General features: G+C 74.5%; 10 protein-coding genes and 1 pseudogene. 3 read left to right on the forward strand and 8 right to left on the reverse strand.

Annotated features, from left to right (window positions below):
• Nucleotides 1–79: 79 nt before the first annotated feature.
• The 3 genes and pseudogenes from AC07GB_RS15435 to AC07GB_RS15445 all read right to left on the reverse strand — a co-directional run.
• Nucleotides 80–1,066: pseudogene (locus AC07GB_RS15435) on the reverse strand (NAD(P)/FAD-dependent oxidoreductase); the annotation flags it as partial.
• The gene (locus AC07GB_RS15440) at nucleotides 1,063–2,517 is read right to left on the reverse strand and encodes an FAD-dependent oxidoreductase (RefSeq protein WP_478845489.1); all 1,455 of its coding nucleotides are present in this window, start codon (nucleotides 2,515–2,517) and stop codon (nucleotides 1,063–1,065) included. The gene AC07GB_RS15440 and the pseudogene AC07GB_RS15435, both read right to left, overlap by 4 nt.
• Nucleotides 2,518–2,603: 86 nt before the next feature.
• A complete protein-coding gene (locus AC07GB_RS15445; protein ID WP_478845491.1) occupies nucleotides 2,604–4,052 on the reverse strand; it encodes an FGGY family carbohydrate kinase in 1,449 nt (482 codons plus the stop codon).
• Nucleotides 4,053–4,394: 342 nt separating this feature from the next.
• Here AC07GB_RS15445 and AC07GB_RS15450 point away from each other — a divergent pair, with 342 nt between their 5' ends.
• From AC07GB_RS15450 to AC07GB_RS15460, 3 genes are all read left to right on the forward strand, one after another.
• The gene (locus tag AC07GB_RS15450) at nucleotides 4,395–5,390 is read left to right on the forward strand and encodes a hypothetical protein (protein ID WP_478845493.1); all 996 of its coding nucleotides are present in this window, start codon (nucleotides 4,395–4,397) and stop codon (nucleotides 5,388–5,390) included.
• Nucleotides 5,391–5,487: 97 nt separating this feature from the next.
• Nucleotides 5,488–7,014 (forward strand): amino acid permease, encoded by a 1,527-nt coding sequence (locus AC07GB_RS15455; RefSeq protein WP_478845495.1) that lies wholly within the window; start codon nucleotides 5,488–5,490, stop codon nucleotides 7,012–7,014.
• Nucleotides 7,015–7,209: 195 nt separating this feature from the next.
• On the forward strand, nucleotides 7,210–8,181 hold the full coding sequence (locus AC07GB_RS15460; protein WP_478845497.1) for an ArsR/SmtB family transcription factor: 972 nt from the start codon (nucleotides 7,210–7,212) through the stop codon (nucleotides 8,179–8,181).
• Nucleotides 8,182–8,198: 17 nt separating this feature from the next.
• Here the strand turns inward: AC07GB_RS15460 and AC07GB_RS15465 are convergent, their stop codons facing one another.
• From AC07GB_RS15465 to AC07GB_RS15485, 5 genes are all read right to left on the reverse strand, one after another.
• On the reverse strand, nucleotides 8,199–8,633 hold the full coding sequence (locus AC07GB_RS15465) for an ankyrin repeat domain-containing protein (RefSeq protein WP_478845499.1): 435 nt from the start codon (nucleotides 8,631–8,633) through the stop codon (nucleotides 8,199–8,201).
• Between the two features lie 42 nt (nucleotides 8,634–8,675).
• Nucleotides 8,676–9,788 (reverse strand): hypothetical protein, encoded by a 1,113-nt coding sequence (locus AC07GB_RS15470; protein WP_478845501.1) that lies wholly within the window; start codon nucleotides 9,786–9,788, stop codon nucleotides 8,676–8,678.
• Nucleotides 9,789–9,979: 191 nt separating this feature from the next.
• On the reverse strand, nucleotides 9,980–10,705 hold the full coding sequence (locus tag AC07GB_RS15475) for an SDR family NAD(P)-dependent oxidoreductase (RefSeq protein WP_478845503.1): 726 nt from the start codon (nucleotides 10,703–10,705) through the stop codon (nucleotides 9,980–9,982).
• A gap of 110 nt (nucleotides 10,706–10,815) precedes the next feature.
• Nucleotides 10,816–11,004, reverse strand: coding sequence for a hypothetical protein (locus tag AC07GB_RS15480; RefSeq protein ID WP_478845505.1), 189 nt, complete (start codon nucleotides 11,002–11,004; stop codon nucleotides 10,816–10,818).
• Between the two features lie 123 nt (nucleotides 11,005–11,127).
• Complete coding sequence (locus AC07GB_RS15485; RefSeq protein ID WP_478845507.1) at nucleotides 11,128–12,471, reverse strand: radical SAM protein; 1,344 nt, start codon at nucleotides 12,469–12,471, stop codon at nucleotides 11,128–11,130.
• Between the last annotated feature and the right edge of the window lie 156 nt (nucleotides 12,472–12,627).

The raw sequence follows: 12,627 nt of genomic DNA on the forward strand, positions 1-12,627 counted from the left end.
CCGATGTGCGCCCGGAGGCCCCAGTGGTTGACGGTTCATTTTTGGCGTCAATTTTTCGCTATCGGACGGACGCCGTCGGCGGCCACTCTCCGGACGCCAGAAAACGCCGCACCGACTCCGCCGCGCGCCGCCCTGCCGCCGTCACCACCCGCGCGGGCTCGACGGCGTGGGCCACATTCCCGACCGCGAACACCCCGGGGAGGCCCGTGCGGAAGGCGTCGTCGACGTCGAGGCCGCGCGTGCCCGGGGCGAGCGGTACTCCCCCGCGCCGCGCCAGCTCGTGTTCGGGGACGAAGTCGCCGGTGAACACCACGGTGTCGCAGGAGACCTGGGTGGTCCGTCCGGTGCGGTGGCGCAGGCGCAGGCCCGTCAGGCGCCCCCGGCCGGCGATGTCGACCACGTCCGTGTCCGTCAGGAGCGGAATGCCGTGCCACAGCCGGGCCACGGCGACGCGCGGGGCCGGGACGTCCGGCCCGGCCGAGGGCACCACGTGGGCGGCCACGCGGACCCCCGCGCGCCGCAGCGTGTCCAGGGCCGCGTACGCCACGGCCTCGCCGCCGACCACGACGGCCCGGGTGCCCACGCGCTGCCCGAAGAGGTGCACGGCCTGCTGGAGTTCGCCGGTGGTGTAGACGCCCGCGGGCCTGCTGCCCGGCACCAGGCGCGCGGCGCGGGGCCGTTCGCGGGCCCCGGTGGCGAGCACGACGGCCCGCGCGGTGAGCCGCTCGAGGCCGAGCGGCGATGTGGTGTCGAGGGTGCGGGGGCCCGCCCAGGCCGTGGCCGTGACGCCGGTGCGCACGACGGCGCCCGCGCGCACGGCCGCCGCCACGCACCGCCGCGCGTAACGGGGCCCGCTCAGGCCGGGGACCGCCAGGCCCGCGAGCGTGCGGTCGCCGAAGCCGCCGTGGTGGCAGTGGCGCGGGACGCCGCCCGCCTGCCCCTCCCGCTCCAGGACCTCGACGCGGACCGTGCCCGTGGCCGCGAGCCCCGCCGCGGTGGCGAGGCCGGCCGGACCCGCGCCGACCACAAGGACGTCGACGGCGCGCTCGCGCCGCGCGGCGCTCATCGCCGCGCCGCCCGGTCGTGGCCTTCGAGGAGTGCGCGTACGGCGGCTCCGCAGGCGAATCCCTGGCACCGCCCGCCGCGCGCCCGGGTGCGGCGGCGCAGCCCGTCGACGGTCACCGGCGGGACCGTGCTGCGCAGGGCGTCGCGGATCTCCCCGCGGGTGACGCGTTCGCAGTGGCAGACGAGGGTGCCGTACGCGGGGTCGGCGGCGATCAGCTCGGCGCTCTCATAGGGGCGCGGGAAGGCCTCGCCCAGGTTCGGCATCCGTACGGGCGCGAGATCCCGGGCCGCGCCCAGGCGCAGCCCCGCGTCGGCGAGCAGTTCCGTGACGTGCGCCGCGATGGCCATGGAGGCCGTGAGGCCGGTGGAGCGGATGCCTCCGGCGGTCACGTAGCGCTGCTCCGGCCAGGCGTCCACGCGGTAGTCGTCGTGTCCGGTGGCCGCGCGGAGGCCCGCGTAGACGGCGGTGACCTCCTCGTCGAGGAGCGGCGGCAGGACGCGGGCGCCCTGGCGGCGAAGGCCGGCGAGGCCCTCGGCGGTGGAGCCGGTGGCCCGTTTGTCGTCCAGGTCCTCCGCGGTGGGGCCGAGCAGGACGTTGCCGTACACCGTCGGGGCGACGAGGACGCCCTTGCCGAGCGCCGTGGGCACGGGCAGCAGGATGTGGCGGACCAGGTCGCGGGCGAGCTTGTCGAAGACGATGAGCTGGCCGCGCCGGGGCGTGACGGTGAAGGTGTCGTGGCCCAGCATGCGGTCGACGGTGTCGGCGTACAGGCCCGCGGCGTTGACGAGGTAGCGGGTGCGCAGCCGGCCGCGGCCGGTGGTGAGCACGTGCCCGTCCCCGGTGGGGGCGGCCGCCGTCACGCGGCAGCCGAGGTGCAGGTCCACGCCGGAGCGCACGGCCTGCGTCGCGTAGGCGAGCGGTGTCGTCCAGGGGCAGATGACGCTCTCGCCGGGCACGTCGAGGGCGCCGAGCGCGCCGGGGCCGAGGTGCGGCTCGCGGGCCCGCACGGCGGCGGCGTCCAGGAGCCGGGCCTCGCGGTAGCCGTTGCGCCCGGCCTTGTCGAGGAGGCCGGGGAGGGCGGCGAGCTGTTCCTCGTCCCAGGCGACCAGGAGCGCGCCGACCGGCTCCACGGGGATGCCGGTCTCGGCCGCGTAGGCGGCGAGCCGCCGCTGCCCCTCGCGGACGAGCCGGGATTCGAGGGAGCCGGGCACGGCGTCGAAGCCGGTGTGCAGGATCGCCGTGTTGGCCTTGGAGGTGCCCTCGCCCACGTCGTCGGACGACTCGGCGACCGCGATCCGCAGCGGGTGGCGGGCGAGTTCGCGGGCGACGGCCGTGCCGACGACTCCCGCGCCGATGACGGTGACGTCGTACGTCACGTCCGGGAGCGCGCCGCGGCGGGTGACGCGGCCCTGCCGCTCGGGGGTCGTGCGGTCGTGTCGCTCGGTGCTCATGGGGTCCGGCTCTCGTGCGGGTGGTTCCTCGGGCGGGGTGCGCGGGCCGGCCGTCGGTCAGGGGGCGGGGCCTCGGCGCGCGGTGGTCATGACGGGGGCGTGCGCTCAAGGAGGGCCGTCACCTCGGCGCGGAAGGCCGCGCGGCGCGTCGCGGCCTCGTCCGGGCCGATCCGCGGCTCGTAGACGACGGCCGGGCGCCACGCGGGGACGACGTCGGCGACGCCGAGCCCGGGGTCGAGGCCGAGGCGGGCGACGGCGCCCGCGCCGAGGGCCGTGACGTCGGGGAGCGCGGAGACCTCCACGGGCCGCTGGAGCAGGTCGGCCTGCGTCTGCATGAGCAGGGCGGAGCGGGTCAGGCCGCCGTCGACGCGCAGGCTCCGCAGCGGTTCGCCGAGGTCGGCGGCCGCGGCGTCGGCCAGCTCGGCGACCTGCGCGGCGACGCCCTCGCACAGGGCGCGCACCAGGTGCCCTGGGGTGGTGTCGAGGCCGAGTCCGGTCAGGGAGCCGCGCAGGTCGCCGCGCCACCAGGGCGCGGCGAGCCCGGCGAGGGCCGGGACGAAGGTGACGCCGCCGCTGTCAGGGACGGCCGAGCCGACCGGGTCGAGGTCCCGCGCGCCCTTGATCACGCCGAGGTCCGTGAGCCAGCGCACGGCGGACGCGGCCGTGTGGACCTGCCCGTCGAGGCAGTAGCTGGTGCGGCCCGCGAGGCGCCAGGCGACGCAGGCGACCAGGCCGGAGCCGCCGCGCCGTGGCCGCTCCCCGGTCTGGGCGAGCAGGAACGCGCCGGTGCCGTAGGTGCACTTGGCGCTGCCGGGCTCGGTGACGTCCTGGGCGAGCAGCGCGGCCTGCTGGTCGACGAGGAGGCCGGTCAGCGGGAGGTCACCGCCGAAGGCGCGGGTGGTGCCGACGTGTCCTGCGGCGTCGACGACGCGGGGCAGCTCTTCGCCGTCGAGCCCGAAGAGGGCGAGGGCGCGCTCGGACCAGGTGACGGAGTCCAGGTCGAGGAGCTGGGTGCGGCCCGCCGTCGCGGCGTCCGTGACGAAGGCGCCGGTGAGCCGGTGGACCAGCCAGGCGTCGCTGGTGGTGACCACGCCGTCGCGGGTGAGGTGGCGGCGTATCCAGGCCATCTTGGGCGCGGCGAAGTAGGGGTCGAGCGGCAGCCCTGTGAGGTCCTTCAGCTCGGCGGCGTGCGCGGCGAGTTCGGCGCACAGGGGCGCGGCGCGGCGGTCCTGCCACACCAGGGCTTCGGTGAGCGGCTCGCCGGTGGCCGGGTCCCAGGCGAGGACGGTCTCGCCCTGGTTGGCGAGGCCCACGGCGGTGACCGGCTCGCCCGCGCGGTCAAGGGCTTCGCGCCCGGCGGCGAGCACGGAGGCGAGCAGTTCGCCGGGGCCGACCTCGACGAGGCCGCCGGGGAGGGGGCGGGGGCGCACGGGCGCGCTGCCGGAGGCGATCACTCCGCGCTCGGGGCAGATGACGAGGGCCTTGGTGCCGGACGTGCCCTGGTCGACGGCAAGGACCGGGCCGCCGCCCGTCATCCGCGGCCTCGTCCCCGACCGGGTGCGGACGCCCCGCAGTAAGTCGTGATCACGGCGGCAGCCTGCTACAGGCGGCCGGGGACCGTCAAGGGAAGCGGACCGCCCAAAGCAGGCCATAAGGACCGCCGTTGGCCGCGGGAGACACCACGGGAGAAACCAAAGCCCCCACCGGCGCGCCGTGTTGACACAAGTTGGTCAAGAAAGATCCGAGGACCGTCCAGTAATCGGAAGTCTCCGCTCTACACTGACCGCCGAACAACAACGCCCCCTCGCACAACAGTTCAGCTCTCAAAGAACCCGCAGACCACAGCCTCTCTCCCCAGAGCCCAGAGGACCCAGCCGATGCCCTTAGCCCGCCCGGTGTATCACCCGGCCGGTCACGACGCGCCGCTGCGTGCCGTGCTCCAGGACCTCAAGGCAGGCCGCTGGGTGTCGACGAGGAACCTGCTGACCGAGACCCCCGACTGGGGCCTGTGGACCCAGCGCACCCAGGTCCTGGCGGCGGCCGTCGCCGGCTCCGACGTGGTGCGCGCCTGGCTCGCCGAGGAGCCGCGCAGCGTGGCCGCCACGGTCCTGCACACCCGCGTCACGGTGGAGCGCGCCCTGCGCGCGCACCGGGCGGGCCACCGCCACACCAACGACCTGTGGCGCGAGGCGAACAGCGCCTGCCGCATCGCCTCGCAGACCTCCCCCGAGGACCCCGTCCCGTGGATCTGCCTGCTGGCCCTCGCGCAGCTCGACGAGGGCCAGCGCTGGGACGAGCACCGGGTCGCGGCGCCGGAGCCGATGCTGTTCCCCGGCCCCTGGCAGATCCTCGCCGAGGCCGACAAGCGCGACCCCGGCAACCGCGAGGCGTACCACCGCATGCTCCAGTTCGCCTACCACCGCAGGCCGGGCGCGCCGCTGACGGAGGCGGTCAACTTCGTGCACTGGGCGTCCGCGGCGGCACCCGCGGGATCGCCCCTGCATCTGCTCCCGCTGTACGTACGGGTGGAGCGCTACCGCCGCGAGGGCGGCGGCGAGCGCGCCCTTGACCTGCACTGGATCGCGGAGGACGCCACCCGCGGCGCCCTGCGGGCGCTCCAGCTGTGGTTCGACCACGCGCAGCCCGAAGCGGCCTCGCTGCTCGACCTCAACTACCTGGCGCACGCGCTGTGGGGCGCGCACCACTTCCACGACGCGGTGCGGGTGTTCGAGGCCCTCGACCCCTTCTACGCCGTCGTGCCGTGGACGTACCGCACCACGTCGCCCGGTGACGCGGACGCCGCCGCCGAGGCCTTCGTGCAGGCCCGGGCGCGCTGCTTCCACGCCGCGCGCGGCCCGGGGCCGCGCGGCTGACCCGCCTCTTCCCCCGTCCACCCGGCAGCACCCTGTGTCCCGTCCCTTGACACACCCCTCACGCCCCCGCACCCCCGCTCTCCCCGGAGGTTGTTCCGTGTCCCGCACCACCGTGTCGAGTTCCGCCGCGATACCACCGCTCCCCGATGAGGAGCAGCGGCTCAGGGAACTCGGCTACCAGCCCGTCCTGGCCCGCCGCATGGGCGGCTTCGGCAACTTCGCCATCAGCTTCTCCGTCATCTCCATCCTGTCCGGCTGCATGACGCTGTACGGCTTCGGCCTCGGCACCGGCGGGCCCGCGGTGATGATGTGGGGCTGGGCCGGAGTCGGCCTGATGGTCCTGTTCGTGGGCCTGGCCCTGGCCGAGGTCACCAGCGCCTATCCCACGTCGGGCGCCCTCTACTACATGGCGGACCGGCTCGGCGGCAGGCGCTGGGGCTGGTACACGGGCTGGCTCAACCTCCTGGGCCTGCTCGGCGCGATCGCGGGCATCGACTACGGAGCGGCCCTGTTCAGCGGCGCCCTGCTGAGCATGCACACCGACTTCCACCCGACGGCCGGGTCCACCTTCGTGATCTTCCTGTGCATCCTGTTGCTGCACGCCCTTTTGAACCTGTTCAACGTCCGGCTCGTCAGCCTCCTCAACTCCATCTCCGTGTGGTGGCATCTGGCCGGTGTCGCGGTGATCGTCGGCGTCCTCGCGATCGTCCCGGACTCGCACCAGTCGCCGTCGTTCGTGTTCGGCGAGTTCGTCAACGACACCGGCTGGTCGAGCCCGGTCTACGTGTGCATGATCGGCCTGCTGCTCGCCCAGTACACGTTCTCCGGCTACGACGCCTCCGCGCACCTCTCCGAGGAGACGTCCAACGCGTCCGTGACCGCCGCGCGCGGCATCGTGCGCGCCATCTGGGTGTCCTGGGTCGCCGGGTTCGTGCTGCTCGCCGGGCTCACCTTCGCCATCCAGGACTACGTGGGCACCCAGGAGAGCGGGACCGGCGTGCCGCCCGCGCAGATCTTCATCGACGGGCTCGGCACATCGGGGGCCACCGCGCTGCTGCTCGTCGTGATCGTGGCGCAGCTGTTCTGCGGCAACGCCGAGACGGCAGCGGCCAGCCGCATGGTCTTCGCCTTCAGCCGTGACAACGCCCTCCCGGGGTCCGCGCTGTGGCGCAAGGTGAGCCCCACGACGCAGGTGCCGGTGCCCGCCGTGTGGCTCTCGGTCGGCCTCGCGGGCGTCATCGCGCTGCCGTCCCTGTACTCCGAGACCGCCTACGGCGCCGTCACCGCCATCAACGTCATCGGCATCACGCCCGCGTACGCCATCCCGATCCTGCTGCGCCTGAAGGCGGGCGACCGGTTCCAGCCGGGGCCGTGGAGTCTGGGCCGGTGGAGCAAGCCCGTGGGCTGGATCGCGGTGTGCTGGGTCGCCTTCGTGACGGTCCTGTTCTGCCTGCCGCAGTCGTCGCCGGTGAACGTCGACACCATGAACTACGCGTCCATCGCGCTCGCCGTGGTCCTCGTCCTCGCCACGATCTGGTGGTTCGTGGCCCGCCGCTCCTACAACACCCCGGCCGCGTACGGCACGGACAAGGAGCAGGCGGAGATCGCCGAGGGCATCGTCTGACGCCCGCGGCGGGGGGGGGGGGGGGCGGGCCCCCCCCCCCCCCCCCCCCCCCCCCCCCCCCCGCCGCCCGCCCCGCCCCTGCCCTCGCTCCAGTCAACTGCCGTCCCCCGGCGCGGAGTGAGGAATTCGACGACGTTCGAATCGGCCGGGTTCCGCCTCGCGCGGGCCGCTCGGCGCCGCCTAGCATCCGGTGGCGTGATCCACGCGCATCTGGACCCGGAGTCCGTCGGCAGGATCCGGTTCGCCCCGTCCCCCGCGAACGAGGCCGTCTGGTGGCTGCGGTACGCCGTGACCGGCCGGCGGCACCCGGTGTTCGGCGACCCGGGGGCCGCGGCCCGCTGGGCGCTGCGCCGCCCGGACGTCCGCCTGGTCGCGCAGTGCCTCTCCGTGCCGGGCGGGCCCACGTACATGCCGGACCTCCTGACGCCCCGACCCGCGGTGGGGCCCGCGGGCCGGACGTTCGCCGAACAGCTTCAGGCCGTCGCCGGCACCGCGCCGGAGGAGGCGGCGTACCAGGTGTGCGAGATGCGCTTCCTGAACGGCCCGGTGCCCGGGGACGTCCTGGACGCGGTGGAGTCGGGGACGTTCGCCGCGCGGGCGGCAGCCGGTCTGCGCGCGTTCTGGCAGGACGCGGTCGCCGACGGCTGGGGCGGCCTGAAGGCGGTGCTCGACGCCGATGTGGCCGCCCGCTCCGCGGAGTTGGCCACGTACGGCGTCGGGCACGTGCTGAGGTCGCTGCACTCCGACGTCACCTGGGCCGACGGACGCCTGAGCGTCCGCAAGGACTACGAGGAGACCGTCCACTTCCACGGCGCCGACGTGGTCCTCTCCCCCATGGCGGCGTCCTGGCCGCAGGTCAGCGCGCAGCTGGGCGAGCCGGGCAACGCGGTGCTCGGCTACCCGGCCACCGGCATCGGCGCGGCCGCCGACCGGCCCCGGCGCCCGGCCGTGGCCCGGCTCCTCGGCAGGAGCCGGGCCGCGCTGCTCGGTGACCTGGCCGCGCCCCGCACCACCGGTGAACTCGCCGCGCGGCACCGGCTCGCGCCCGCCACGGTCTCCTACCACCTGGGCGTGCTGCACCGCTCGGGCCTCGTCCTGCGCGAGCGCGACCGGAACGTGGTGCTCTACCGCAGGAGCGCGGAGGGCGACGCGCTGCTCGGCGGCTGAGGCAGGCGGCAGGGCTCTCAGGCGGCCCTCTCGGGCGGGACCGCGCCCGCCGCGAGGAGGACGTCGGCCGTCTCGGAGTGGCCTCCCGCGCGCGCCCACGCCAGCGGTGACAAGCCCGTGCCGTGCTCCTCGCGGAGGTTCGGGTCGGCGCCGTACGCCAGCAGTTCGCGCACCGTCGCGGTGCGCCCCCAACAGGCGGCCGCGCACAGCGGTGTGCCCTCCGAGCCGAGCCCGGCGCTCTCGGTGTCCGGTGCGGCGCCCGCCTTCAACAGCAGCCGGGCGACACCCGTCCTGCCGCTCACGCAGGCCTCGTACAGCGGCGTCGTGCCCTCGCTGTCAGGGAGTTCCGGGTCGGCCCCGGCCCGCAGCAGCGCCCTGACCCTGGCGCGGTCGCCGCCCCAGATCGCTTCGAACAGGTGGCGGGAGTATTTCTTGCGCTTGCGCTGGTTCACGGGCCGAGGTTACGGCCCAGGTAGGTGGTGTGGCCAACGAATTCAGGCGTCGAAGCGTTCCGTGTACGCCTCGGTCGGCGGGTAGGGGGCCGACCTGGTCATCCCGCACGACCAGAAGCCCGAGGTGCCCGGGGTGCGGGCGAGGTCGTTGACGTAGGGCGCGGGGGCGGGGCCCGCGGGTCCGCGCACCGTGGTCCAGGTGCCGGCGTCGTACCGCAAGTACGTGCTGCGGGTCTGGTCCTGGTAGTTCCAGGCCGAGATCCAGGCGGGACGGCCCTGGGCGTCGCCCGCGATCGAGGACAGCGAGCCGAGGGTGAAGCCCGGGTCCACGGTGTTCCAGGCGGTGCCGTCCCAGTGCCGCAGGATGGGGTTGCCGGGGCGTCCGGGAGGGCCGCCGACGCCGAACTCGTTGCCCACCGCCCAGACGTCGTCCGCGGCGACCGCGTGGACGTCGGCGATGGTCTGTCTGAGGCCCAGGAACGACGGCAGCACCGTCCACGAGCCGTTCCAGCGGGCCACGAACCCGACCCAGCCGCCACCGGACGCCTGGTCGCCGCACACCCAGACCTCGTCCGGCGTGCGCAGCACCACCCGGTACAGGTTCACGCCCGGCGTGGGCAGCGGGTCGAGCCATCGCCACTTCTGCCCGTCCCGGTGCAGCAGGCGGGTGGAGCCGCCCCGGGTGCCGCAGACCCACACCCGGCGGTCGGCCCCGACGGCCACCGCGCTCAGGCGCACGTCCGGCTCGCCCCGGCCGGGGAAGGCAGCCTCGCGCCAGCTGGTTCCGTCCCAGCGGAGCAGCGGGCTCGCGCTGCCGGTGGGCCAGCCCACGCTCCACGCCGCGTCGGCGCAGACCCCGGCGACGTCGATGAGACGCCCTTCGTAGGCGGGCGAGGACACGTCGGCCTTCGACCAGGCGGTGCCGTTCCAGACCATGGCGAGCGCCCGCGAGGGCTGCGAGCCGCCGACGGCCTCCTCGCCCACGGCCCAGGCGAGGCGGGGCCCGGCGGCGGCGATCCGGCGCAGCTGGGCGGGCGGCGTGCTGCCGGGCGCGGGTACCGCCTGCCAGCCCTGCGTCCGCGGCGTCGCGGCGGTGGCGCGGGCGGCGGCCGGGCCGAGCGCGGCCGCCGCCAGCGCTCCGAGCGTCCCTGACACAAATCGTCTTCGTCTCACGGCTGGTCCCCTCCACACGGTCGGGCGGGCAGGAGGGCCACAGTGGGCCGTCGGGGCACGCGGGTCTAGGTACCGGGGTGACAAAACCCGGGCGCCCCCGAACCGCCTTACGGCTCACGGTCGTTGAGGGGCCGGACGGCGCGGAGTTCCGTGACCTCCCCCCACCCGTCCCGTCAGATGCCGCCCGCGACGCGCAGCACCGCGCCCGTCGTGTACGAGGCGTCGTCCGACAGGAGCCACGAGACGGCGCCGGTGATCTCCTCGGGGCGGCCGGAGCGGCCCATGGGGATGGCGTCGGCGAGCTTCGCCGGGCGCTGGGGGTCCTCGTGGAACTCGGTCCAGATGATGCCGGGGGCCACGCAGTTGACGCGGATGCCGAGACCCGCGACCTCCTTGGCCAGGCCGACCGTCATCGCGTCCGTGGCGGCCTTGGTCGCCGCGTAGTGGACGTACTGGCCGGGGCTGCCGAGGGTGGCGGCGGCCGAGGAGATGTTCACGATCGCGCCCCCGCCGGTGCGGGTCATGTCGCGCACGGCGCGGCGGGCGCAGAGCAGATAGCCGAGGACGTTCACGTCGATGGCGCGGCGCATGCCCTCGGCGTCGGCCTCGGCGAGGGGGCCGTTCGGGCCGCTCACGCCCGCGTTGTTCACCAGGCCCGTGACCGGGCCGAGTTCGGCGGCCGCGGTGTCGAAGAGCCGGTCCACGTCCCGCTCGTCCGCCGTGTCGAGGGCGACGGTGACGCAGCGGCGGCCGGTGGCGCGGACGGCGTCAGCAGCCCGCCGGGCGGCCTCGGCGTCCGAGCGGTAGCCGATGGCTATGTCCTGGCCGTCCTGCGCGAGCCGCAGGGCGACGGCGGCGCCGATGCCACGGCTGCCGCCGGTGATGACCGTCACGTGCACGGGTGCCTCCGACCGTTCGGGATCTTGTGGCCGCAGTGTAGGCACAGCCGCGCGGTCCCGGGCCGGGAGCGGACGAGCGGGAGAAGGGGCCCGCTCGCCCGCCGCTCAGGTCACGGGGCGAGGCATCCCGTGGCCGGCACCTCGGTCGGGACACCGGGGTTGGCGAGGTCCACGAGACCCGTCACTTCCTGGACGGCGCAGTCGACGGTGGCCACGGGGTCCGGGATGGCACTCGCGGGCGCGGCGACCGCCCCGAGGAGAGCGAGCGTTCCGACGGCGAGGGCAGCGATACGGCGCATGAACAGCCTTTCTGCGTACGAGGTGGGTGATTCTCCGCAGAGCTGCCCTCCGCGATGTCCCGATATCCGCCCCGTCACCCGGAAGAGGCCGCTGAATCGATCCGGCACGGCGCCCGGCGCGCGCTACACCTTCTCGGGCGCCTCGGGCGCTGCCTGCTCGGCCGGGAGGCTGTCCATGAAGGAGCTGACCGAGAACACCGCGTTGCCGGGGCCCGCGGGGCCGTAGCCGGGCGGCGAGGAGAGCCCGAACTCCTCCATCGTCGCGCGGTACTCCTGGAGCAGCCGCACGTGGTACTCCAGGGGCGCGCCCAGCGGGTTGGCCTTGCCGAGCGGCGTCGTGGGCTCGGGGCACCAGGTGGTGAAGCGCGGCGTGATGCCGTGGCCCATGAAGTAGCGCAGGCCCTCGACGGTGGAGTCGATGGCCTCGTCGACGGTCTTGAAGCCGAACGGCTCGGCCATCTCGACGCCCGCGACGAAGTTCGGGATCACGTTGCGCGGGCCGAAGACCTCGGCGGAGTCGAGGATCCGGCGGTGCCACTCGTCCCGGCCGACGTAGCGCTCCTTGCCGGGGCAGTACAGCTCGAAGAGGCGGCGGTCCCAGACCTCGTAGTTCGGGTGGTAGATGCGCACGCCGTAGTCGTGGAAGCGCTGGACGTCCTCCTTGGGCAGCGCCTGGGCGACGACCTTGCCGATCCAGCGGCCCGGGAAGCGCTCCTCGATGGCCTTCGCGTACTGGCCGTAGAAGTCGGCCTCGTCCTTGCCGCCGATCTGCGAGGTGACGGCGCCGCCGGTGAGCGTGTAGGCCGTGGACGCCTTCGCGGTGTCGTACTTGTCGATGATCTCCAGCGCCTCCAGGACCTCCTCGACGGGCTTGACGCCCGTGTAGGGGCGGCCCGCCGCCTTGTGCTGGCGCCAGTTGTGGTTGATGTCGCAGTACTGGCACTCCTCCTTGGCGCCGAAGTACTGGCAGACCCGGAAGACCGTGAGGTAGATCAGGTAGCCCCACTGGATGGTGGGCGCGACCTCCATGACCGACTTGCCGTTCGCGAGCTTGTGCCGGTAGTACTCCGGCATCGGCGGCACGCCGACGTCGGAGATGCGCCGGCCGTCCAGGTAGAGGCCGAGCACGCCGTCGGCGTCGGCGGCCACCCGGTAGGGGGACGACGGGTTGACGCGCACCGACACCACGGTGCGGCGCAGGTCGTAGGGGCCGCCGGTGAGCACGATCTCCTCCGGCGGGCGGCGCAGGGCGGCGGCGCCCAGCTCGGGCAGCGTGCCGTGGTCGAAGGAGAAGATGAAGTACGACTTCGGCTTGACGTCGCCTGAGGCCTCGTTGGCGCTGTCGCTGAGCGCCGACTCGTCGAAGGCCACGCCACCGCGCAGCAGGTCTTCCTTGATCACGGCCTCACGCGGCACGAGAGGGTGCCGCTGCATGAGTCCTTCGATCAACTCCGTACGCCTGGGCATGGGGCGGGCACCTCGGATCCTGTCGGGGTTTAACTTTTTTGTCTGGTTTTGCCAGCTTTGCCGGTGCGGGTGGGCTCGTCCCGCACGAGGTCCACGCTAATACCGGCGCGCGCCGCACCGAATCCGGCTCCGGTCGCAGGCGCGCGCAGGCGCTCC

The organism is Streptomyces sp. NPDC045778 (genome assembly GCF_056431945.1).